At 63.2% G+C, this 22,015-nt stretch carries 19 protein-coding genes and 1 other RNA gene; 13 read left to right on the top strand and 7 right to left on the bottom strand.

Annotation, left to right across the window (positions count from 1 at the left end; all coding sequences use genetic code 11):
* Positions 1 to 4: 4 nt before the first annotated feature.
* Positions 5 to 1,030 carry an Ldh family oxidoreductase gene (locus N4T19_RS03560; RefSeq protein WP_116927335.1) on the top strand — a complete coding sequence of 342 codons (1,026 nt, stop codon included), beginning with the start codon at positions 5 to 7 and terminating at the stop codon, positions 1,028 to 1,030.
* Positions 1,031 to 1,087: 57 nt separating this feature from the next.
* On the opposite strand, the gene coaBC is transcribed toward N4T19_RS03560, so the two are convergent.
* The gene (gene coaBC / locus N4T19_RS03555) at positions 1,088 to 2,302 is read right to left on the bottom strand and encodes a bifunctional phosphopantothenoylcysteine decarboxylase/phosphopantothenate--cysteine ligase CoaBC (RefSeq protein WP_260719490.1); all 1,215 of its coding nucleotides are present in this window, start codon (positions 2,300 to 2,302) and stop codon (positions 1,088 to 1,090) included.
* Positions 2,303 to 2,491: 189 nt separating this feature from the next.
* On the opposite strand from coaBC, the gene N4T19_RS03550 reads away from it, so the two are divergent.
* From N4T19_RS03550 to N4T19_RS03525, 6 genes are all read left to right on the top strand, one after another.
* Complete coding sequence (locus tag N4T19_RS03550; protein ID WP_116927337.1) at positions 2,492 to 4,147, top strand: CTP synthase; 1,656 nt, start codon at positions 2,492 to 2,494, stop codon at positions 4,145 to 4,147.
* 111 nt (positions 4,148 to 4,258) lie between these two features.
* Positions 4,259 to 5,116 (top strand): 3-deoxy-8-phosphooctulonate synthase, encoded by an 858-nt coding sequence (kdsA, locus tag N4T19_RS03545; protein WP_021028243.1) that lies wholly within the window; start codon positions 4,259 to 4,261, stop codon positions 5,114 to 5,116.
* Positions 5,117 to 5,407, top strand: a complete 291-nt coding sequence (locus N4T19_RS03540) for a DUF1330 domain-containing protein (RefSeq protein WP_021028244.1) — start codon at positions 5,117 to 5,119, stop codon at positions 5,405 to 5,407.
* A 97-nt stretch (positions 5,408 to 5,504) separates the two neighbouring features.
* Positions 5,505 to 6,791: a phosphopyruvate hydratase gene (gene eno / locus N4T19_RS03535; protein ID WP_021028245.1), complete on the top strand. Its 1,287-nt coding sequence runs from the start codon at positions 5,505 to 5,507 to the stop codon at positions 6,789 to 6,791.
* A 60-nt stretch (positions 6,792 to 6,851) separates the two neighbouring features.
* Entirely contained in the window at positions 6,852 to 7,130 is a 279-nt protein-coding gene (locus N4T19_RS03530; protein WP_021028246.1) for an FtsB family cell division protein, read from the top strand.
* Positions 7,131 to 7,241: 111 nt separating this feature from the next.
* Entirely contained in the window at positions 7,242 to 7,778 is a 537-nt protein-coding gene (locus tag N4T19_RS03525; RefSeq protein ID WP_133248207.1) for a hypothetical protein, read from the top strand.
* Positions 7,779 to 7,802: 24 nt separating this feature from the next.
* Here N4T19_RS03525 and hslO read toward each other — a convergent pair whose 3' ends face one another.
* Together hslO and N4T19_RS03515 are read right to left on the bottom strand one after the other, a co-directional pair.
* The gene (gene hslO, locus N4T19_RS03520; protein ID WP_116927339.1) at positions 7,803 to 8,792 is read right to left on the bottom strand and encodes an Hsp33 family molecular chaperone HslO; all 990 of its coding nucleotides are present in this window, start codon (positions 8,790 to 8,792) and stop codon (positions 7,803 to 7,805) included.
* Between the two features lie 68 nt (positions 8,793 to 8,860).
* Positions 8,861 to 9,388 carry a gamma carbonic anhydrase family protein gene (locus N4T19_RS03515; RefSeq protein ID WP_116927421.1) on the bottom strand — a complete coding sequence of 176 codons (528 nt, stop codon included), beginning with the start codon at positions 9,386 to 9,388 and terminating at the stop codon, positions 8,861 to 8,863.
* Between the two features lie 112 nt (positions 9,389 to 9,500).
* On the opposite strand from N4T19_RS03515, the gene N4T19_RS03510 reads away from it, so the two are divergent.
* Entirely contained in the window at positions 9,501 to 10,307 is an 807-nt protein-coding gene (locus N4T19_RS03510) for a ferritin-like domain-containing protein (RefSeq protein ID WP_116927340.1), read from the top strand.
* Between the two features lie 232 nt (positions 10,308 to 10,539).
* Positions 10,540 to 11,661: a YuxH family protein gene (locus N4T19_RS03505; protein WP_182341064.1), complete on the top strand. Its 1,122-nt coding sequence runs from the start codon at positions 10,540 to 10,542 to the stop codon at positions 11,659 to 11,661.
* Between the two features lie 98 nt (positions 11,662 to 11,759).
* Here the strand turns inward: N4T19_RS03505 and N4T19_RS03500 are convergent, their stop codons facing one another.
* The 4 genes from N4T19_RS03500 to dnaX form a co-directional block, all read right to left on the bottom strand.
* On the bottom strand, positions 11,760 to 13,073 hold the full coding sequence (locus N4T19_RS03500) for an MFS transporter (RefSeq protein ID WP_182341061.1): 1,314 nt from the start codon (positions 13,071 to 13,073) through the stop codon (positions 11,760 to 11,762).
* Positions 13,074 to 13,439: 366 nt separating this feature from the next.
* Positions 13,440 to 14,030, bottom strand: coding sequence for a recombination mediator RecR (gene recR / locus N4T19_RS03495; protein WP_260719489.1), 591 nt, complete (start codon positions 14,028 to 14,030; stop codon positions 13,440 to 13,442).
* A gap of 105 nt (positions 14,031 to 14,135) precedes the next feature.
* On the bottom strand, positions 14,136 to 14,468 hold the full coding sequence (locus N4T19_RS03490; protein WP_021028254.1) for a YbaB/EbfC family nucleoid-associated protein: 333 nt from the start codon (positions 14,466 to 14,468) through the stop codon (positions 14,136 to 14,138).
* Between the two features lie 64 nt (positions 14,469 to 14,532).
* The gene (gene dnaX / locus N4T19_RS03485; RefSeq protein WP_182341058.1) at positions 14,533 to 16,794 is read right to left on the bottom strand and encodes a DNA polymerase III subunit gamma/tau; all 2,262 of its coding nucleotides are present in this window, start codon (positions 16,792 to 16,794) and stop codon (positions 14,533 to 14,535) included.
* A gap of 156 nt (positions 16,795 to 16,950) precedes the next feature.
* Here dnaX and ffs point away from each other — a divergent pair.
* The 4 genes from ffs to N4T19_RS03465 all read left to right on the top strand — a co-directional run bounded on the left by ffs (position 16,951) and on the right by N4T19_RS03465 (position 22,006).
* An RNA gene (ffs, locus tag N4T19_RS03480) (signal recognition particle sRNA small type) lies at positions 16,951 to 17,046 on the top strand.
* Between the two features lie 98 nt (positions 17,047 to 17,144).
* Positions 17,145 to 17,456, top strand: a complete 312-nt coding sequence (locus N4T19_RS03475) for a LapA family protein (protein ID WP_260719488.1) — start codon at positions 17,145 to 17,147, stop codon at positions 17,454 to 17,456.
* On the top strand, positions 17,446 to 18,612 hold the full coding sequence (gene lapB / locus N4T19_RS03470) for a lipopolysaccharide assembly protein LapB (protein WP_260719487.1): 1,167 nt from the start codon (positions 17,446 to 17,448) through the stop codon (positions 18,610 to 18,612). Before N4T19_RS03475 ends, lapB begins: the two co-directional genes overlap by 11 nt.
* Before the next feature lie 469 nt (positions 18,613 to 19,081).
* The gene (locus N4T19_RS03465) at positions 19,082 to 22,006 is read left to right on the top strand and encodes a monovalent cation/H+ antiporter subunit A (RefSeq protein ID WP_116927347.1); all 2,925 of its coding nucleotides are present in this window, start codon (positions 19,082 to 19,084) and stop codon (positions 22,004 to 22,006) included.
* Positions 22,007 to 22,015 lie beyond the last annotated feature (9 nt).

Raw genomic sequence — 22,015 nt, 5'->3', positions numbered from 1 at the left:
AGGCATGGATCAATCACAAGAAGACATCCTGCTGATCAGCGAGAGCGACCTGCGCCGCTTGGCGCTGCAGGTGCTGCAGCACCTGGGCCTGAGCGCCCCCCATGCCCAGGCCATTGCCCGCATTGTCGTGGCCGGCCAGCGCGATGCCTGCCAAAGCCATGGCGCCTACCGCATCCTGAGCGCGGCCCAGACCATCCGCACCGGCCTGGTGGACCTGCAGGTCCCTCCTCTGCTGCAGCCTACGCAAGGCGCGATCACCCGGGTCGATGCCCAGCGCGGCTTCTCGCCCTGGGCGCTGGAAGTGGGCCTGCCGCCCTTGGTGGCAGCCACCCGCAAGCTGGGCATGGGCGCCTTGGTGATCAACCACTGCTTTCACTTTACGGCGCTGTGGCCCGAGGTGGAGATGCTCACCGACGAGGGCCTGGCCGCGCTGGTGATGACACCCAGCCATGCCTGGGTGGCGCCGGCAGGCGGCAGCAAAGGGGTGTTTGGCACCAACCCGATTGCCTTTGGCTGGCCCCGGCCCGGCCCCTACCCCTATGTGTTTGACTTTGCCACCAGCGCCATTGCGCGCGGCGATCTGGACCTGCACCGCCGCGCCGGCACCCCGCTGCCCGAAGGCGTGGGCATTGACGCACAGGGCCAACCGTCCACCGACCCGGCAGCCGTTGCCCAAGGGGCGATGCGCACTTTTGGCGGCCACAAGGGCTCGGCCCTGGCCACCATGGTCGAGTTGATGGCGGGCATGCTGATTGGCGACCTGGGCAGCCAGGAATCGATGGCGCTGGACGCTGGTGCCGGCGGCATGCCCTGCCATGGCCACCTGGTGCTGGCTTTTGACCCAAAGCGCTTTGCCGGCGAAGACTGGCCCGGCCACCAGGCGCGCGCCGAGGCTCTGTTTGCCGCCATCCAGGGCCAGGGCGCACGCCTGCCATCCGAGCGGCGCTATGCCGCGCGGGCTTTGAGTGCGCAGCAAGGCATCCGCCTGCCGCGCCAACTGCACGACGAGATCCTGGCCTTGTTGAACTGATGCACAGCAAACAGCCGCCCATCTTGGCGGCTGCAATGTGCGAAGCTCTTGGTCCGACTAACGCGCGATGCGCTTGGCGATTTCGGCCACCAGTTGCTCGCCCAGTACCGCCTTGCTGGCATGGGGCAGCTCCTTGTGGCCTTGCGCATCCACCAGCAGCAAGGCGTTGTCATCCTTGCCAAAGGTAGCGGGGCCAATATTGCCGACCAAGAGCGGGATCTGCTTGCGCAGGCGCTTGGCCTGGGCATTAGCCAGCAGGTTTTCGCTTTCTGCAGCAAAGCCCACGCAGTACAGATCGCCGCTTTGGGCGCGCGGCAGCTGGGCAACGGTGGCCAGAATGTCCGGGTTCTCGACAAAGGCCAGCTGCGGCACCTCGCCACTGCCGTCTTTTTTGATCTTCTGGTCGGCCGCCTGGGCTGGGCGCCAGTCGGCCACCGCAGCGGTGGCGACAAATACATCGGCGCCGTCAATGTGGGCCAGCACCGCTTGGAGCATGTCTTGCGCCGATTGCACATCGATGCGGCGCACACCGCGCGGCGTGGGCACATGCACGGGGCCGGCTACCAGCGTGACCTCGGCGCCAGCGGCCTGGGAGGCGCGGGCAATCGCAAAGCCCATCTTGCCGCTCGAGAGGTTGGTGATGCCCCGCACCGGGTCAATCGCCTCAAACGTGGGGCCGGCGGTGATCAGCAGCTTTTTGCCTGCCAGCGCCTTGGCGCTGAAAAAATACTGCAGCTCTTCCTCGATCTCGGCGGCCTCCAGCATGCGGCCGTCACCGGTCTCGCCGCAGGCCTGGTCGCCATTGCCCACGCCCAGTACCACCGCACCATCTGCCTGCACCTGGCGCAGGTTGCGCTGTGTCGCAGGGTGGGCCCACATCTCGCGGTTCATCGCCGGGGCCAGGATCAAGGGCACGGTATCGATCGGCCGCGCTAGGCACAACAGGCTCAGCAGCTCATCGGCGCGGCCTTGCACCAGGCGGGCGATAAAGTCGGCGCTGCAAGGGGCCACCACAATGGCATCGGCCTCGCGGCTGAGGTTGATGTGCGGCATGTTGTTGTGCTCGCGCGCATCCCACTGCGAGGTATAGACCGGGCGGTTGGAGAGCGCCTGCATCGTCACCGGCGTCATGAACTGGGTGGCCGACTCGGTCATGACCACCTGCACGGTCGCGCCCGCCTTGATCAACCGGCGGCACAGCTCGGCAGACTTGAAGGCGGCAACGCCGCCCGACATGCCGAGGACAATATGTTTTCCATGGAGCTGGTTCATGCCCGCCAATGTAGCAGAGGCGCAGCGCTGCCGCTGCACTGCAGCAGACAAGAGAGCAGTAGCAGGGCGGCTATCTTGGCAGCGATGCATCCGGTGCAAACCCGTGACCTTGGAAGCCCATTTACTGCAGCTGCCCGCACAGGCTGGCATACGCCTTTATAATCAGAATTTCCCACCTCCCTAAAAGACATGACCAAATTTGTCTTCGTTACTGGCGGTGTGGTGTCTTCCCTGGGCAAGGGAATCGCCTCAGCCTCCCTTGCAGCGATTTTGGAATCGCGCGGACTCAAAGTCACCCTGATCAAGTTGGATCCCTACATCAACGTGGATCCAGGCACCATGTCTCCCTTCCAGCACGGCGAAGTGTTTGTGACGGACGATGGCGCCGAGACCGACTTGGACCTGGGCCACTATGAGCGTTTCATCGAAACGCGCATGCGCCAGACGAACAACTTCACGACCGGCCGCATCTACCAAAGCGTTCTAGAAAAGGAGCGCCGTGGTGATTACCTGGGCAAGACCGTGCAGGTCATCCCGCACATCACCAACGAGATCCAGGAATACGTCAAGCGCGGCGCCGGCATCGGTACCGACCACGCTGTCGATGTCGCCATCTGCGAGATCGGCGGCACGGTCGGCGATATCGAGTCGCTGCCCTTCCTCGAAGCGGTGCGCCAGCTGTCGCTCAAGCTCGGCCCCAACAACTCGGCCTTTGTGCACCTGACCTACCTGCCCTACATTGCAGCGGCCGGCGAGCTCAAGACCAAGCCTACCCAGCACACGGTGCAAAAGCTGCGCGAAATCGGTATTCAGCCCGATGCGCTGCTGTGCCGCGCCCAGCATGCGGTGCCTGAGGAAGAGCGTGACAAGATCTCCTTGTTCACCAACGTCCAGTCCTGGGGCGTCATCAGCATGTGGGATGTGGACACCATCTACAAGGTGCCCCGCATGCTGCACGAGCAGGGCCTCGATGGCCTCATCTGCGACAAGCTGCGCCTGAACACGCCGCCGGCCAACCTCAAGCGCTGGGATGACCTGGTCTATGAGACCGAGCACCCCAAGGGTGAAGTGGCCATCGCGATGGTCGGCAAGTATGTCGAGCTGTCGGATGCCTACAAGTCCGTCAACGAAGCGCTCAAGCACGCCGGCATGCAAAACCATGTGCGCGTCAAGATCACGCACGTGGATTCGGAAACCATCCATGACAGCGATGCAGCCGAGCTGCTCAAGAGCTATGACGGCATTTTGGTGCCCGGCGGCTTTGGCTCGCGCGGTGTCGAAGGCAAGATCTCCACGGCCAAGTTTGCCCGTGAAGGCAAGGTGCCCTACCTGGGCATCTGCCTGGGCATGCAGGTGGCCACCATCGAATACGCCCGCCATGTGGCGGGCCTGGACAACGCCAACTCCACCGAGTTTGACCGCCAGACGCCCCACCCCGTGATCGCGCTGATCACCGAGTGGAAGGATGCCGACGGCACCATCAAGACCCGCGACGAGAACTCGGACCTGGGCGGCACGATGCGCCTGGGCGCGCAATCGTCCGATGTGCAAAAGGACTCGCTGGCCCACAGCATCTATGGCGATGTGGTGACCGAGCGCCACCGCCACCGCTACGAGGCCAACACCCAGTACCTGGACCAGCTGCGCAGCGCCGGCCTGGTGATCTCGGCGCTGACCCAGCGTGAGCATCTGACCGAGATTGTCGAGCTGCCCAAGGCGGTGCACCCCTGGTTCATCGGTGTGCAGTTCCACCCCGAGTTCAAGTCCACCCCCTGGGCCGGCCATCCGCTGTTCAATGCCTTCATCAAGGCGGCAGTCGATCGCAAGAAGCAGGCAGCCAAGTAAAATTGCGGCCACGCTGCGGCACACACAGAAGCCATGACAAACAAAGCATCCACCAACGCTGCGTTTTTCATGGCGTCTTTGCTCTCACCCCATCCTTAAGGAACACCGTCCATGCAATTGTGCGGATTTGATATCGGGCTTGATAAACCGTTTTTCCTGATCGCCGGCCCCTGCGTGGTCGAGTCCGAGCAGCTGCAGATGGATGTGGCCGGACAGCTCAAGGAAATGACGTCCAGCCTGGGCATCCCCTTTATCTTCAAGAGCAGCTTTGACAAGGCCAACCGCAGCTCGGGCACGAGCTTTCGCGGCCCCGGCATGGAAAAGGGCCTGGAGATTCTGGCCAAGGTGAAAAAAGAGCTGAATGTGCCCATCCTCACCGATGTGCACACCGAAGCCGAAGTGCCCTATGTGGCCAGCATCGTCGATGTGCTGCAGACCCCGGCCTTCCTGTGCCGCCAGACTGACTTCATCCGTGCGGTCGCCCAATCGGGCAAGCCGGTCAATATCAAGAAGGGCCAGTTTCTGGCGCCCCATGACATGAAGAATGTCATCGACAAGGCCCGCGCTGCCGCCAAGGAAGTGGGCCTGCCCGAAGACAGCTTCATGGCCTGCGAACGCGGCGCCAGCTTTGGCTACAACAACCTGGTGAGCGACATGCGCTCGCTGGCCATCATGCGCGAAACCAACGCGCCCGTGGTGTTCGACGCCACGCACAGCGTGCAGTTGCCCGGCGGCAATGGCACGTCGAGTGGCGGCATGCGCGAAATGGTGCCCGTGCTGGCCCGTGCAGCGATTGCCGTGGGCGTCGCTGGCGTGTTCATGGAAACCCATCCCGACCCCTGCAACGCCCTGAGCGACGGCCCCAACGCCGTGCCGCTCAAGCACATGAAGGCCTTGCTCGAAACCATGGTGGCGCTGGACAGCATCACCAAGAAGAACGGTTTTCTGGAAAACAATTTTGGAGCTTAAATGCCAAGCGCATACATCATTGCATCGGTCACCGTCACCAACCCCGAGCAGTACGAGGAGTACCGCAAGTACAGCACCATCGCCATGCAAACCTATGGCGCCGAGGTCTGCGTGCGCGGCGGCAAGGTCGAGGTGATCGAGGGCGACTGGAACCCCGGCCGCACCGTGATCCTGAAGTTCAAGGACAGCGAGCAAGCCCGCCGTTTCTATGATTCGCCCGAATACAGCAAGGCGCGCGAAGCGCGTGCCGGCGCCGCCATCATGCGCATGGTGCTGGTCGAAGGCGTTTGAACGTCCATCCCGCATCCCCTCCCCTTGATTCCGTGCAGTTGCAGTCCACCCGTTTGCAGCGCACCAACCCTTTTCTCAATCTCTGAAAGGCTCTAAAGTGAGTGCAATTGTTGATATTGTTGGCCGCGAAATTCTGGATTCGCGTGGCAACCCCACCGTGGAATGTGATGTACTGCTGGAATCGGGTGTGATGGGCCGCGCGGCCGTCCCATCGGGCGCCTCCACCGGTTCGCGTGAAGCCATCGAGCTGCGCGACGGCGACAAGAGCCGCTACCTGGGCAAGGGCGTGCTCAAGGCCGTCGAGCACATCAATACCGAAATCTCCGAAGCCATCCTGGGCCTGGACGCCGCCGAACAGGCCTTCCTGGACAAGACCCTGATCGATCTTGACAACACCGACAACAAGAGCCGCCTGGGCGCCAATGCCATGCTGGCCGTGTCGATGGCCGTGGCCCGCGCTGCTGCCGAAGAAGCCGGTCTGCCGCTGTACCGCTACTTTGGCGGCATGGGTGGTGTGCAGTTGCCCGTGCCGATGATGAACGTGATCAACGGTGGCGCGCACGCCAACAACTCGCTGGACCTGCAAGAGTTCATGATCGTGCCCGTGGGCGCGCCGAGCTTTCGCGAAGCGCTGCGCTGGGGTGCTGAAGTGTTCCACGCGCTGAAGAAGATCATCGACAGCCGTGGCATGCCCACCGCCGTGGGTGACGAAGGTGGTTTTGCGCCATCGGTCGAGAACCATGAAGCCGCCATCCAGCTGATCCTCGAAGCCATCGACCAGGCCGGCTACACCGCTGGCGAGCAGATCGCTCTGGCGCTGGACTGCGCTGCCTCCGAGTTCTACAAAGACGGCAAGTACGTGCTCGAAGGCGAAGGCGGCATCAGCCTGACGGCCGAGCAATGGACCGACATGCTAGCCGCCTGGTGCGACAAGTACCCCATCATCTCCATCGAAGACGGCATGCACGAAGGCGACTGGGATGGCTGGAAGGTGCTGACCGAGCGCCTGGGCAAGAAGGTGCAACTGGTGGGTGACGACCTGTTCGTGACCAACACCAAGATCCTCAAGGAAGGCATCGACAAGGGCATCGCCAACTCGATCCTGATCAAGATCAACCAGATCGGTACCTTGAGCGAAACCTTTGCCGCTATCGAGATGGCCAAGCGCGCCGGCTACACCGCCGTGATCTCGCACCGCTCGGGCGAGACCGAAGACAGCACCATCGCCGATATCGCCGTGGGCTTGAACGCGGGCCAGATCAAGACCGGGTCGCTCAGCCGCTCGGACCGCATGGCCAAGTACAACCAGTTGCTGCGCATTGAAGAAGACCTGGGCGAAGTGGCCGTGTACCCCGGCCGCGCCGCCTTCTACAATCTGCGCTAAGCCTGCTGCGGGGCATGGCCTCAGGCCCTGCCCCGCCAGCCCTTTCGAGCCCTGTTTGCCATGATCTCTCGCATTGTTCCCTTTGTGCTGCTGGCCATTTTGGTCAGCATCCATGCCCAGCTCTGGAGTGGGCGCGGCAGCGTGCCCTATGTCAAGGACATGAAGCAGCAAATCGCCACGCAGAAAACAGAGAACGAAGCGGCCACGCGTGAGAACGTGCGCCTGGAGACCGAGGTCAACGACCTCAAGCAGGGCATGGACATGGTCGAAGGCAAGGCCCGCAATGAGCTGGGCATGGTCAAGCCCAATGAGGTATTTGTGCAGTACACGCGCAAATAAAGCAGCGCCGCCCCCAGCCCCGACAAGCGCCTCTTTGCAGGCGCTTTTTTGTCGCTGCGCGCTGGCTTTGGCCGTATCATCGCGGCCATGCCTGCGACGCCCAACCCAGCCATGACGCCCAGTACCCAGCGCTCGCCACCGGCGGTCTATCTGGCCTCTGCTGCCTGTGAAGATGCCAAGCGGCTTGCACAGCAGCTGGAGCACTACCTGGCACAGAGCGCTACCGCATCCACGCCCGCCTTGGTGCTCAAGGCATGCAGCTTTACCCAATTGGCAGGTCTGCCAGCGCAGGATGCGCCAGCCATTTTGCTAGACAGGCACGACGCCGTACTGCTGATTGCGCCACCACTGCCGGCCAGCTCAGGCCAGTCCGATCCAGCGCAGACTCTGCTGATGCAGGCACGCCTGCACCTGGTGGGCCAGGGGCAGGCGTTTCAATTGTTATTCAGCCAGGGCCACCGGCTGGAGCAGGAAGCACTTGCAGCGCTGTGCAACTGGTTCCCGCAGGCGCCGGGCCTGCAGGCCTTGCGCATGGCACTGGGCCAGGCCAACCCAGGCGCGCGTGCGCGCTGGAACTGCGAAAAATGCAGCGACCCCGATTGCGAGCTGCGCCTGTTCCAGGGCCTGATCACACCGCAAACCAGCTAAGCGCGACCAGCGGGGCGCCCGGCATCACTGCACCAGGTTGGAGGCCGGCGGGTCATTGCCGCGCTCGGTAAACAGATGCGCCACATCGACAGCGTCAAAGCGGTACTGCTGGCCACAGAATTCGCAGCCCACCTCGATCATGCCCTGCTCTTCCAGAATGCTGTCGGACTCTTCCTGGCCAAGGCTGCGCAGCATATTGCCCACACGCTCGCGGCTGCAGGTGCAGGCAAAGTGCGGGCCGCCTTCGCCGTCTTCAGGCACAAAGCGCAGCAGCTTTTCTTCCCAGAACAGGCGGTGCAGGATGGTCTCGACATCGAGGCTCAGCAGCTCATCGCGGGTCAGGCTGGCAGCCAAGTGGGCAATGCGGTTGTACTCTTCATTGAGGCCGATCTGGTCGACCTCTTCGGTGTTCTGCGCGCCTGCGGCCAGATTGGCCTCGCCCTTGATCGGCATGCGCTGCACGATCAGGCCAGCGGCCACCTTGTCGTTGGCTGCCAGCACCAGCACGGTGTCGAGCTGCTCGGACTGGCGCATGTACTGCTGCAAGATGGCAGCCATGCTCTGGAGCGGCTGGCCATCCACATCGACCAGCGGCACCACGCCCTGGTAGGGCTGCTGACCAGGTTGCCTGTCTTTGGGGTCCAAGGTGATCGCGCAGCGGCCCTTGCCATGCACATTGACCAGGTCGGTCAAGGTCGCATCGGCGGGCAAGTCGCCCACCATCGTGACGGTGGAGCGCACGCTCAGGTTGGTCAGCACCTCGGTGACGGCCAGCTTCACCGGGCCATCACCCGAGATCTGGAACACCAGCGCGCCATTGAATTTGATGTTGGACTGCATCAGCACGCCAGCGGCGGTCATCTCGCCGAGCATCTCCTGCACGGGCAGCGGGTACGGGCCGGTACTGGTATTGACGGCGCGGCGCTGCAAGATCTCTTGCCAGGCATCGGTCAGTCGAACAATGGCTCCCCGCACGGGCAGCCCATCAAACAAAAATTTATGCAGTTCAGACACTGTAATTCTTCCAATTCAATACATGCAGGCCTGCTGCGCCCGGGCTTCGCACCCGGGGCCGCAGCGCCTCAATCCGGCAATTTTCGCAGACCCGATTTGAAACGCCGCGCATTGGCCATATAGCCCTCAGCGCTGCGCCGCAGCCCCTCGATCTGCTCCTGGCTCAACTGGCGCACCACCTTGGCGGGGCTGCCCACAATCAAGCTGCCTTCAGGAAACTCCTTGTTCTCGGTCACCACCGCGCCAGCACCCACGAGGCAATGGCGGCCGATTTTGGCGCCGTTGAGCACAATGGCGCCCATGCCGATCAGCGACGCATCGCCAATCGTGCAGCCATGCAAGATGACGTTATGGCCGATGGTGACGTGCTTGCCGATGTCCAAGGGCTTGCCCTTGTCGGTGTGCAGCACGCTGCCGTCCTGAATATTGCTGCCCTCGCCAATGCGGATCGGGTCATTGTCCCCGCGCAGAATGGCACCAAACCACACACTGCTGTCTGCGGCCATCTCCACGCGGCCGACCACCTGCGCGCTGTCTGCAATCCATGCCGAGGCGGCAACCTGCGGTTGCACACCATCGAGTTCATACTTCGCCATCATGTCTCCATCGGGTTATGGTTACAGGTCAATCCCCTGTGAGTGCTCGCAGGAGCGCGGGCCATGCCTGCCTTGCACGCCTCCATGGGGCGCCAGCCTCATAATTGTAGGGATGGAATTACGTCAATGTGCCTTGCAAGCCCTGTGTGTGGCCGATGCCGAGGAAAAATCCGCGCTCACCCTTGCCATGTATGCGCAAAGAGCCACTATTTCAATAGCACCTGGGGCGCAGCTGCAAGTGCCCGAGGGCATCAGCCTGCCCGGCCACCCGGCCAGACCCGAGCTCAAGGTCCATACCGCCATGGGCCGGCGCTCCCCGGCAACGGCTGAGGGGCGCGCCATCTTGCTGCACGCCATCGCCCACATCGAGTTCAACGCCATCAACCTGGCGCTCGATGCCATCTGGCGCTATGAAGGCATGCCCGAGGCCTTTTACCAGGACTGGCTGCAGGTGGCGGGCGAGGAAGCCAAGCATTTCCGGCTGCTGCGTGCCCACTTGCGCAAATGGGGCCATGACTATGGCGACTACCCCGCGCACCAGGGTCTGTGGACCATGTGCGAGAAAACGGCCGATGACATCGTGGCGCGCATGGCCTTGGTACCCCGCACCCTGGAGGCCCGTGGTTTGGATGCAACTCCCCAGATCCAGGCAAAATTGCAACAAACAGCTGCGCCAGACGCACTGGAGGCGGTCGCCATCCTGGACATCATCCTGCGCGAAGAGGTGGGACATGTGGCGATCGGCAACCACTGGTACCGGTTTCTTTGTGCGCAGCGCGATCTGGACCCAGAGCAGCACTACAGCTGGCTTGTCAGCCACTACGAGGCACCCCGCCCCCGCCCGCCAATCAACCTGCCTGCCCGCCGCCAGGCCGGGTTCAGCCAGAGCGAGTTGGACTGGCTGCAGGGGCAACTGTAACAAACAGACGCTTTTTATACGCCAAAAGCGTGTGCAGTTTGCTACAAAACCAGCAGGTTCACTCTCTCCATAGACGCGTGAAATGCCCGATATGAAGGACAATGCACGTCGATCCCGAGATAACGAAATGCAGACATTGCTTACACCAGTTGCTGGTGAGGCACCACTGATGCATGCAATGGTTCAGCCGTACATGCAACACACGAGCGCGCCTCCTTCAACACCCCCCTCCATGGCAGCTGCCATGGTGTTCACATCACCCGCACCCCCTATTGCCTGGCAGCCGATCAAAGATGCCAGCGGCGCCGTCACCGGCCACGAGATATTCAACCGCTCCCGCACCGCGTCGTCCCATACGCTGGAATCAGACCTGGCACTGACGCATGCCGTGCTCTCGCACATCGAGCCCGCCCCCTTATTGGGCGATGGCCTGCTGTTTCTGAACACCACGTTCGAGAGCCTGCGCGGCAGCCATCTGAATCTGCTGCCTGCAAGCCAGGTGGTGCTGGAGATCCCGTCACTGGGCCATGCCGCATCGTCTGAAGCGCTGGCACGCCGCCCCGCGCTGGAGGCCTTGCGTGCCAAAGGTTTTGCGCTCGCGTTCAACCACTCGGTGCTCGATTCGGCCTACGCGCCCTGGCACGACCTGGTCAACTACCTGAAGATCGATTTCTCGGTGCTTTCGGCCGAGCGCGCGGTACTGATGCTGCAGTGGGCGCGCCGCATCTCTGGCGCCACCTTGATCGCCGACAAGATCGAGTCCACTGCGCAGCTGCAACTGGCGCAGGAGAACAAGGCTCATCTGCTGCAAGGCTATGCGGTCAGCCGCCCAGAACCCATACCCGCCCGGGTCGTGCTGCCCAGCACCGCCGATGTCGCGGCACTGGCTCAGGCGCTGAACAACAAGGCCGATACCGCGACCCTGGTCGAGTTGCTGCAGCACCGCCCCGCACTGCTGTTCAATCTGCTGCGCATGGCACAGTCGCAAAACCTGGAGGCGCGCGCGCCTTACCTGTCCTTGCCCGAGCTGGTCCAGGCCTACCCGGCCGAAGACCTCAAGGCCTGGGAGACCCTGCTGCAGGCCGTGGCGGCCAAGATTCCGCAGCTGCCCCAGATCCAGCACTGCGAAAAGCTCTACCCGCGCCTGAGCGCAGAATTGGCAGCCAAGGCCCAGGCGCAGTGGCCGCAGGTGCCCGCCGGCAACCTGCAGCTGGTGGCCGGCGCCTTGCTGCTTGGCCACATCCTGGGCATGGGCGTCGAGCACACCGCCAGCCAGCTGCTGCCCGGCGCGCTGGCCTCATCAGCGCGCCTGCTGGCCCAGGAGTGGCAGGCCTTGCTGCCCGTGCTGGCCTAAGCCCTATACACCCCACAGAAAAAGCCCGGTGCTGCATCAGCACCAGGCTTTTTTGTCAGCTCGCTGACCAGCAGCGTCATGCCTGCTGGCCGGGGTGATCACACCATCTCGCCATCCAGGTCGTCGTCATGCGCGCGCTCACGGATAAAGAACGCCGCAATCAGTCCCAAAGTCACGCCAAACATCACATAGAAGGCCGGCGACATCGTCGAGCCCGTGGTCTTGATCAGCCAGGTCACGATGAACTGGGCAAAGCCGCCAAACACCATCACGGCGATGTTGTAGGCCATGGACATGCCCACAGAGCGCACATTCGCAGGGAAGAGCTCAGCCATCACCGTGCTGAAGACGCCAAAGAACACCGACACAAAGAGGCACACAACGACCTGCACGGTCATCAGCTTGGCAATGCTCGGGCCATCGGTCAGCCAGGCGTACAGCGGGTACAGCACCACCAGATAGCCCAGCAGCGAACCAATCATCAAGGGACGGCGGCCCACCCGGTCGGACCAGGCGCCCATGAAGGGCATCAGCACAACCATCAGCGCCGCACCGGCCATCTGCACCATGAAGGTATCGTGCAGCGGCAGCTTCAAGGTGACGGTCGAATAGGTCACCAGGTAGGTGAAGGTGATGTAGATGGACACCGTGGCCGTTACCACCAGGCCCATGCCCACCAGGGTTTCACGCGCATGGGTGCGCAGCATCTCCAGCACGCCCACTTGCTTGACCGTGCCCGCCTTTTGCGCGGCCTGCATCTTTACAAAGGTTTCTGGCTCTTCGACATGGCGGCGGATATAGATGGCCACCGGCACAATCAACAGGCCCACCGCGAAGGGAATGCGCCAGGCCCAGGACATCAGCTGCTCCTGGGTGAAGAAGTCGGTGATCAAGGTGCCCACGGCCGCGCCAATCAGCAGTGCCGCCATCTGGCCCGTCATCTGCCAGGAGCCATAAAAGCCCCGTTTGCCCTTGGGCGCCAGCTCGATCAGCAAGGCCGTCGACGTGCCGAATTCGCCCCCTGCGGCAAAACCTTGCAGCAAGCGTGCCAGCACGATGAAGATAGGCGCCCAGATACCCACACCCTGGTAGGTCGGCGCAAAGGTGATCAGTGCAATGGCCACGGCCATGATCCCGGTGACCATCACCATCGCCGCCTTGCGGCCCTTGCGGTCGCCGTACAGGCCCAGCAAGATGCCGCCCACCGGACGCATAAAGAAGCCCACGCCAAACACCGCCGTGGTCATCAGGATGCGGTTGAGGTCATCGCTCGGATCGTTGGGGTTGGAGGGGAAGAACAGCTTGGCCACAATGGGCGTCATGAAGGCAAAGACCAGGAAGTCATACCATTCGAGCGCGTTGCCAATGACAGCGGCCAGAATATTTCGCTTGGATACAGCAGTAGATTGCACGCAAAAATCCTAAAAAACACGAGGCACAGCCGGCAGCAACACGGCTAGATGCAATAAGGAGAACGGAGAATGATCTTTGGAGCGGTGCAGACAGACAGGCGTGCAAGACTGAAAAACGGGCAAATCCAGGAAAACACAGACCGCACCGGGCTTGATTTATGCACGCAATGCATAAATAACCATAAAGATCAGCATTGAATTGTAATCGGTCGCAAGCAGCGCGCCGGGCGCCTCAGCCGGATTTAGCCCAAATGGCGGCGCAGGAAAACCGGTTTTCCCAAGCTGCGAGAGGCCCTGCGCCAAAGACGGTGCAAACCGCTGAATTGCTGGGAAAAGGCGCTGCCACCCCTCCCAATGACCAAGGCTTTAGCGGCGATCCGCCAATGCGTGGGCAATCGTGCCCAGGTCCACATATTCGAGCTCGCTGCCAATGGGTACCCCACGCGCCAGGCGCGTCAAGCCAATACCCCTGCGCTGCAAAGCCTCGCTGATCACATGGGCAGTGGCCTCCCCTTCGGCGGTGAAATTGGTGGCCAGGATCACCTCCTGCACCACGCCGTCGCTCGCCCGTTGCAGCAATTGCTGCACACCGATATCGCGCGGTCCAATGCCATCGAGCGGTGACAGGCGCCCCATCAGCACGTAGTAATAGCCTTTGTAGGCACCGGTGCGCTCAAGGGCTGCCTGGTCAGCGGGGGTTTCCACCACGCACAGGCGAGCGGCATCGCGCCCCTCATCCAGGCAGGTGTCGCAGATCGTGTTTTCGGTAAAGGTGTGGCAGCGCTCGCAGTGCTGCACCCGGCTGCTGGCCTCGTGCAAGGCGCGCGAGAGCAGCTCGGCCCCCTCCCGGTCGTTTTGCAGCAGGTGAAACGCCATGCGCGATGCCGACTTCACCCCCACGCCCGGCAGTCGGCGCAGTGCCTGCACCAGGGCCTCCAGCGTGCCGGTATCAGACATGGCGATGCCTCACCAAGCAGTGCACAGCGCAGACAAGCCTTGGGTTGCGCGTGGCAGCCAAAGGCACAGGGGCGGCAAAAGCGTGCGGCAAAACGAGGCGCGCGCTTAGAACGGGAACTTCATGCCGCCGGGCAGGCCTGGCATGCCAGCGGTGATCTTGCCCATTTTCTCGTTGCTGGTCTCTTCGGCCTTGCGCACCGCGGCGTTGAAGGCGGCAGCCACCAGGTCTTCGAGCATGTCCTTGTCTTCGGACAGCAGGCTGGGGTCAATGGTCACGCGCTTGACGTCGTGCTTGCAGGTCATCAGCACCTTGACGAGACCGGCACCAGACTCACCTTCGACCTCGATGTTGGCCAGGTCGTCCTGGGCCTTCTTGAGGTTGTCCTGCATGGCCTGGGCTTGCTTCATCAAACCTGCGAGTTGTCCTTTGTTGAACATGGAAAATCCTTTTGTATAAAAACCTGCAGCAGACGGGAGGGCCCATCTGCCAGCGAACGCCGCATCATAGAGGCTGAATGCTGCCGGGCACTATTTTCGCGCCAAATTGCTGTATCAAAGACTGGACATAGGGATCCTGGCGCACGGTTTCCTCGGCCGCGCGCTGGCGGGCCTGCACGGCATGGGCCTTGCGCCGCGCCGGGCAGTCGCTCACGGCGCCCACCGACACCTGGATCTTGCCCACCAGACCGGCGGCCACCAGTGCGGTGCGCAGGCGCTCGATCGTGCCGGATTGGGCCAGCGACTCGAGGTCCACCCGCAGCCACCACTCGTCGGCCTCGCGCTTGATGAGCTGCGAGCGCAGCGCCAACTGGCGCGCCACCGCCGTAATGGCTTCGGCCTGCACCAGGGCTGTGACGGTGTCGTTCCAGAAACGCCCCTCTTCGGTGTCCTCGAATTCGGGCGGCACCCGGCCCAGGTTCTCGCCAAAGTTGGCCGCTGGCCGGTCCAGCTCACTGGCTTGCGGCGTTTGCACCGGCAAGGCAATCAGGCTGGCACGGTCAGGTGCCGCTGCAGCGGGCGGCTGCGCAGCAGGCGCCGCATCGGGCAGATCGGCCAGCGCTGCTGGCTCGTCATCCGCATACGCCTCCATCGGTACCTCATCAAAGTACGGCGCTGCGGTCTCGTCCTCGGCATCGCTGTCCGGCTCGGACGGGGCATCGTCGTCATGGGACTGCGGCTGCTCCTCTTCCACCAGCTCCTTCTCGGTCTGGGCGGGGGTCGGCGGGTCGACTGGGACAGGCGCCACAGTGGCAGTGGCGCGTGCGGGAATCAAATCTTCTGCGCTGCGCACAGGCAGCTTGACGGCCTCGACCGTGGGCGTGGCGACGATAGGCTCCGAAGCCGGAGGTGCTGGCTGGGCCACTGGAGCCGCCACAGGTGCCGGTGTGGGCACGGGCGCGGGCACTGAAACAGGTGTAGAAACGGGCGCAGAAATGGCTGCGGATGGCGGAGCAGCAACAACAGGCGCTGCAAGGGCTACGGACGCATCCACCGCAGTGGCGACCTGCGGCGCTGGAGACGCAGCAAGCGGCGGCACCACGCGCGGAGCAACAGCCACGGCAGGCGCGGCAAGGGGGGCAGCAGCCTGCTTGGGCCCAGCAGCCACCGGCGCCGCAGCCCCAGCACTATTCAGAGTTTTTTTTTCAGCCGTGCCCGCAGGCTTGAAGGCCAGCAGTCGCAGCAGCGCCATCGTCAAGGCCGCATATTCATCCGGTGCCAGGCCCAGCTCGCCCCGGCCATGCAGCGCAATGCTGTACAGCAGCTGGGTTTCGTCCGCCGGCATGAACTGGGCCAGGCGCAGCAGCTCCTGCTGCTCGGCGTCGTCCTCAGCGGCAGCGGCCTGGGCCTTGCCCGGCACGGCCTGAAACACGGCCATGCGCTGCAGCTGCACGGCCATGTCTTCCAGGGTAGACGCAGCAGACAAGCCCTGGTGGCGCAGCTGGTTGACGGTATCGACCACCTCGGCGCCATCGCCGCGCGCCAGTGCCTCAATCAGGCGAAACACATGGCTGGAATCGACGGCGCCCAGCATCTGGCGCACGCTGGCCTCTTGCAGCTGGCCGCCACCAAAGGCAATGGCCTGGTCGGTCAGCGACAGCGCATCGCGCATGGAACCCCGGGCTGAGCGCGACAACAGCCGCAAGGCCTGCGGCTCGGCCGCAATCTGCTCTTGCACCAGCACGCGGCCCAGGTGCTCCTGGATCGTCTCTGGCGCCATCGGGCGCAGGTTGAACTGCAGGCAGCGCGACAGCACCGTGACCGGCACTTTTTGCGGGTCGGTCGTCGCCAGCACAAACTTCAGGTACTCGGGCGGCTCTTCCAGGGTCTTCAACATGGCGTTGAAGGCGGTATTGGTGAGCATGTGCACTTCGTCGATCATAAAGACCTTGAAGCGCCCCTGCACCGGCTTGTACACCGCCTGCTCCAGGAGGCCCTGCACTTCATCGACACCACGGTTGGAGGCGGCATCGAGCTCGGTGTAATCGGGGAAACGTCCGCTGTCAATCTCGGTACAAGCTGGGCACACACCGCAAGGCGCAGCGGTGATGCCGCCATGGCCGTCCGCGCCCGTGCAGTTGAGCGACTTGGCCAGAATGCGCGAGACCGTCGTCTTGCCCACACCCCGGGTTCCCGTGAACAGGTAGGCATGGTGCAAGCGCTGCTGCACCAGCGCATTGGACAGCGCCTGCACCACATGCTCCTGGCCTACCATTTCAGAGAAATTTCGCGGACGGTATTTGCGAGCGAGAACAAGATAAGACATAGCATCGCATTCTACGGTCAGTCACGGCCATGGGCGGCACTGGCTGCGCGCAGCTTGCAATACTTTTGGCCGCTGCGCCCTGGCCGCACAGGCGAACAAGGACTTTTTGGCCAGCTTGGCCAAGGGGGCCCCATTCTTTAGGTACAATCGACAGCTGACGGGCCTCCTCGCATGGGGAAGCGGCCAACCGGGTCAGGTGGGGAACCAAGCAGCCCTAACTGTGGATCCAGTGCCGGGGTCAGGCTCGTCACCTTCTTTCGACCAATGCCAGCCTCGTGCTGGCATTTGCTTTTCCAGGCCAGGCGTGGGAATCCACGTAGAATGGCGCCCAAGCCATTCCTGTCACTGCCATGAAATACCTGCTGTGGCTGCTCAAAGCTGTCATCTTCTTCACCCTGTTTGCATTTGCGCTCAATAACCAGCGGGATGTGGTGGTGCACCTGTTCTTTGGCACCCAATGGCAGGCCCCGCTCGTTCTGGTGGTGCTGCTCGCCTTCAGCGCGGGCGTGATTGTCGGCATCATCGGCATGGTGCCGCGCTGGTGGAAGCACCGCAAAGCCGCGCAGCGTGCAGCGGCGGCGCAAGCCATTGCGGGCGAACCCACCCCCTCCACCAACGCCCCTGCGGACGAGACCACCCCGCTGCCACCTCATGGAATTTGACATCTCCTGGATCCTGCTGGGTTTCCCCGCTGCGTTTGTGCTGGGCTGGCTGGCCTCGCGCTTTGACTTGCGCCAGATTCGCCGCGAGAACCGCAGCGCCCCCAAGGCCTACTTCAAGGGGCTGAACTTTCTCCTGAACGAGCAGCAGGACAAGGCCATCGATGCCTTTATCGAGGCCGTGCAGAACGACCCCGATACCGCCGAGCTGCACTTTGCGCTGGGCAATCTGTTCCGCCGCCGGGGCGAATACAGCCGTGCGGTACGCGTGCATGAGCACCTGCTCTCGCGCGCCGACATCAGCAAGCCCGAGCGCGAACGCGCCCAGCATGCGCTGGCCCTGGATTTCATGAAGGCCGGGCTGCTGGACCGCGCCGAAGATGCGCTGGCCCGGCTGGAGAACACCCCTTACGAGAACGAGGCCCGTCTCTCGCGCCTGGCGATCTACGAGCGCGCCCACGACTGGCCGCAAGCCGTGCAGATTGCGAGCCTGATGCACAGCCATAACCAGGGCGACTACAGCGTGCGCATTGCCCACTACCTGTGTGAGCAGGCGCTGGGCCAACTCGCCCATGGCCAGCTCGACGCCGCGCAGGACTTGCTGCAGCAAGCCCAGTCCGAGGCGCCGCATGCACCGCGCCCCCGGATCGAGCTGGCCCATCTGCAGCACAAGAGCGGCCATCCCGCGCTGGCACTGGGATCGCTGATGGAGCTGGCCGCGGTGTCGCCCTCCTCGGTGCCCCTGGTCGCGCCGCTGATGCTGGAGCTGGTCAAGGCCGACGAGCGCAAGCCCCAGGTACGTGCGCTGCTGGAGGCCAACTACCACAGCGCGCCATCGCTGGATGTGATGCAAAGCCTGGTGCAGCTGGACGAATTTGCCGGCGTGGAACAAGCCGAGGGACCGGTCGGGCGCGACTGGTACATCGAGCACCTGCGCCACGAGCCCTCACTGGTTGCGGCCGGCCGCTGGCTCGCCCAGGAATCGCTCAGCCACGAAGAGCACCACCCCGCCATTCAGCGCGCGCTGGACAATGCCGCAAAACCGCTGACCCGCTACCGCTGCGCCGCCTGCGGCTTTGAGGCGCGCCAGCATTTCTGGCAATGCCCCGGCTGCCAGTCCTGGGACAGCTACCCGCCGCGCCGGGTGGAAGAGCAATAAGAACCTCGCTCTCCCAGGAGAGGTAGGACTTCCCAGTCGCTTCTGCTAGGATGCGCAAACGCCCTGCTCTGGGCGCAGGAGCCCTGATATGCCACGGCACCGGACCCTACGCACCCCAGCCTCGCCCGCACAGCCCTGCTGCCATGCGCCAGCAGCGGTACCGCGCGCGCCCCCGCCCCGCGCACTACAACTCCTGGACTCAGCGGACCTGCGGCGCAACCATCTCCTCCCCCTGTCCCAGCCCCCTGCCGCAACGCTGCAGTGTTGCCCTATGGGCAAGTGGCCGGCTATTCATGCAAAGCATGCATGGGCGCATGTTCAAAACAGGCATCAAGAAACCACCTTTGCTCGCGCATTTGCAGTCACTAACATAGGGTATTGACTATCGATAAGCCATGACCAATATCCTGAACTTGCTCGGGTTTTAGTAGCAGCTGGGATCGGGCCAGCTTGTAGAATTTACAAAGAAATGGCACTTTCCTACCTGATCCTCCTCCCCTTCATCGGCAGCGCAATTGCAGCGCTGCTGCCTGCCAACGCGCGTAACACCGAGTCCACGCTGGCAGGGGCCATTGCGGTGTTCTGCGTGGTTCAAGTTGCCATGCTTTTCCCGGAAACGCAGAACAACGGCGTGGTGCACCACAATGTGGCCTGGCTGGGCCAGCTCGGGCTGGATCTGCACTTCCGCATGGATGGATTTGCCTGGTTGTTCTCCATCCTGGTGCTGGGCATCGGCAGCTTGGTGGTGCTGTATGCGCGCTACTACATGTCGCAAGCCGATCCGGTGCCACGCTTTTTCTCGTTCTTCCTGGCCTTCATGGGCTCGATGATGGGCGTGGTGCTCTCGGGCAACCTGATCCAGCTGGTGTTCTTCTGGGAACTGACCAGCCTCTTCTCCTTTTTGCTGATCGGCTACTGGCACCACCGCAAGGACGCACGCATGGGCGCGCGCATGGCGCTCACCGTGACCGGCACCGGGGGCCTGTGCCTCTTGGGCGGTGTGCTGCTGCTGGGCCACATCGTGGGCAGCTATGAGCTCGACAATGTGCTGGCCGCCGGTGACCAGATCCGCAACCATGAGCTCTACCGCGTCACCCTGGTGCTGATCTTGCTCGGCGCGCTCACCAAGAGCGCGCAGTTCCCCTTCCATTTCTGGCTGCCGCGCGCAATGGCGGCGCCCACCCCGGTCTCGGCCTATCTGCACTCGGCCACCATGGTCAAGGCCGGTGTCTTTTTGCTCGCCCGCCTCTGGCCTGCGCTGAGCGGCACCGAGGAATGGTTCTGGCTCGTTGGTGGCGCCGGCGCCATCACCTTGCTGCTGGGCGGCTATATCGCCATGTTCCAGCATGACATGAAGGCGCTGCTGGCGTATTCCACCCTGTCGCACCTGGGCTTGATCACCTTGCTGCTGGGCCTCAACAGCCCGCTGGCCGCCGTTGCTGCCGTCTTCCACATCATGAACCACGCGACCTTCAAGGCCTCGCTGTTCATGGCCGCCGGCATTGTCGACCACGAGTCAGGCACACGCGATATCCGCCGCCTCTCCGGCCTGCAAAAGATGATGCCGATCACCGGCACCTTGGCGATGGTGGCCAGTGCGGCCATGGCCGGCGTGCCGCTGCTCAACGGCTTTTTGTCCAAGGAAATGTTTTTTGCCGAGACGGTGTACATCAACACCACACCGTTTCTGACCACCGCCTTGCCGGTGGCCGCTACCTTGGCGGGCATTTTCAGCGTCGCCTATTCGCTGCGCTTCACGGTCGATGTGTTTTTTGGCCCACCGGCCACCGACCTGCCGCACGAGCCCCATGAGCCACCGCACTGGATGCGCGTGCCGGTCGAGCTGCTGGTACTGATCTGCCTGCTGGTGGGGATCTTCCCGGCCTGGGCGGTGGGCAGCTACCTGGATGCAGCTGCTTCGCCCGTGGTGGGCGGCAACTTGCCAGAGTTCAGCCTGGCGCTGTGGCACGGCATCAATGCACCGCTGGTGATGAGCATCATCGCGATGCTGGCGGGCATCTTGCTGTATTTGCTGCTGCGCCTCTTGCGTGCCAAGCAATACCTCGATGATGCGCCGCTGGTTGGCCGCGTCAATGGCCAATGGGTGTTCCAGGCGGTGATGGCGATCATCACCAATGGCGCGCGCCATATGCGCCGCTGGCTGGGCACGCGCCGCTGGCAGTGGCAGGCACTGTGGCTGGTGCTGGCGGCCTTGTTGACCGCCACCTTGCCGCTGCTGATCCACGGCCTCCAGCTGGGCAACCGGGGCCTGCAGCCGCTGTCGCCCGCCTTTGGCATTCTCTGGCTCATCGGTATCAGCTGCTCGCTGGCAGCGGCCTTCCTGGTCAAGTACCACCGCCTGGCGGCCCTGGTCACCTTGGGCGGCGCGGGCCTGGCCACCTGCATTACCTTCCTGTGGTTCTCCGCACCCGATCTGGCCTTGACCCAGCTGGTCGTCGAAGTGGTCACCACGGTGCTGCTGCTGCTGGGTCTGCGCTGGCTGCCCAAGCGCGACAAGAAGCTCAAGAAAGTCTCCCAGCATGGTGCACTGGTCACGTTGCGCCGCTGGCGTGACCTGGCCATTGCGCTGCTCGCCGGCGGCGGCATGGCCTGGCTGTCGTTTGCGATGATGAGCCGGCCTTTCCCGGAGAGCACTTCTACCTTCTTCCTGGAGCGCGCCCTGCCCGAGGGCGGCGGCACCAACGTGGTCAACGTCATGCTGGTCGACTTTCGTGGCTTTGATACCTTTGGCGAGATCGTCGTGCTGGGCATTGTGGCGCTCACCGTCTATGCCCTGCTGCGGCGCTTCCGCCCCGCACCAGAGGCCATGGATGTGCCCGAGCAGCAGCGCTTCTTGCCGGCTGACTTGCAGACCGACCTGCTCAACCCGCGCAGTGCCACCGATACCGCCGTGGGCTACCTGATGGTGCCCGCCGTGCTGGTGCGCCTCTTGCTGCCGTTTGCCGCGATTGTGGCGATGTACCTGTTCATGCGTGGTCACAACGAGCCCGGTGGCGGCTTTGTGGCCGGCCTGACCCTGGCCATCGGCCTGCTGCTGCAGTACATCATCTCCGGCACGCACTGGGTGGAGTCGCATCTGCCGATCTACCCGCGCCGCTGGATTGCCGCCGGCCTGCTGTTTGCGCTGGGCACCGGTGTGGGCAGCTGGTACTTTGGCTACCCGTTCCTGACCAGCCACACTGCGCATCTGACCTTGCCCGTGGTGGGCGAGATCCATATCGCCAGCGCGCTGTTCTTCGATATTGGGGTGTTCTCGCTGGTCGTGGGCTCGACCATGCTGATGCTCACCAGCATTGCCCACCAATCCGTCCGGGGATTCCGCTTCCACGAGCGCCAGCAAGGCGAGCGCAGCGACTCCGCTTCTCAACCCTAAGGACAATAC

Source organism: Comamonas squillarum (genome assembly GCF_025309455.1).
In the GTDB taxonomy this organism is placed as follows: domain Bacteria; phylum Pseudomonadota; class Gammaproteobacteria; order Burkholderiales; family Burkholderiaceae_C; genus Comamonas; species Comamonas squillarum.
Note: the sequence above shows the minus strand (reverse complement) of the source record. Positions and strands in the feature narration are given on the sequence as shown.

Excerpts from the sequence above, each read along its gene's own strand:
- recR (WP_260719489.1), bottom strand. The coding sequence starts at position 14,030 with ATGTCTGATACCGGCACGCTGGAGGCCCTGGTGCAGGCACTGCGCCGA.
- N4T19_RS03540 (WP_021028244.1), top strand. The coding sequence starts at position 5,117 with ATGCCAAGCGCATACATCATTGCATCGGTCACCGTCACCAACCCCGAG.
- N4T19_RS03465 (WP_116927347.1), top strand. The coding sequence starts at position 19,082 with ATGGCACTTTCCTACCTGATCCTCCTCCCCTTCATCGGCAGCGCAATT.
- kdsA (WP_021028243.1), top strand. The coding sequence starts at position 4,259 with ATGCAATTGTGCGGATTTGATATCGGGCTTGATAAACCGTTTTTCCTG.
- N4T19_RS03550 (WP_116927337.1), top strand. The coding sequence starts at position 2,492 with ATGACCAAATTTGTCTTCGTTACTGGCGGTGTGGTGTCTTCCCTGGGC.
- N4T19_RS03510 (WP_116927340.1), top strand. The coding sequence starts at position 9,501 with ATGGAATTACGTCAATGTGCCTTGCAAGCCCTGTGTGTGGCCGATGCC.
- lapB (WP_260719487.1), top strand. The coding sequence starts at position 17,446 with ATGGAATTTGACATCTCCTGGATCCTGCTGGGTTTCCCCGCTGCGTTT.
- N4T19_RS03515 (WP_116927421.1), bottom strand. The coding sequence starts at position 9,388 with ATGGCGAAGTATGAACTCGATGGTGTGCAACCGCAGGTTGCCGCCTCG.
- N4T19_RS03530 (WP_021028246.1), top strand. The coding sequence starts at position 6,852 with ATGATCTCTCGCATTGTTCCCTTTGTGCTGCTGGCCATTTTGGTCAGC.
- coaBC (WP_260719490.1), bottom strand. The coding sequence starts at position 2,302 with ATGAACCAGCTCCATGGAAAACATATTGTCCTCGGCATGTCGGGCGGC.
- N4T19_RS03525 (WP_133248207.1), top strand. The coding sequence starts at position 7,242 with ATGACGCCCAGTACCCAGCGCTCGCCACCGGCGGTCTATCTGGCCTCT.
- N4T19_RS03505 (WP_182341064.1), top strand. The coding sequence starts at position 10,540 with ATGGCAGCTGCCATGGTGTTCACATCACCCGCACCCCCTATTGCCTGG.
- N4T19_RS03560 (WP_116927335.1), top strand. The coding sequence starts at position 5 with ATGGATCAATCACAAGAAGACATCCTGCTGATCAGCGAGAGCGACCTG.
- dnaX (WP_182341058.1), bottom strand. The coding sequence starts at position 16,794 with ATGTCTTATCTTGTTCTCGCTCGCAAATACCGTCCGCGAAATTTCTCT.
- N4T19_RS03490 (WP_021028254.1), bottom strand. The coding sequence starts at position 14,468 with ATGTTCAACAAAGGACAACTCGCAGGTTTGATGAAGCAAGCCCAGGCC.
- N4T19_RS03475 (WP_260719488.1), top strand. The coding sequence starts at position 17,145 with ATGAAATACCTGCTGTGGCTGCTCAAAGCTGTCATCTTCTTCACCCTG.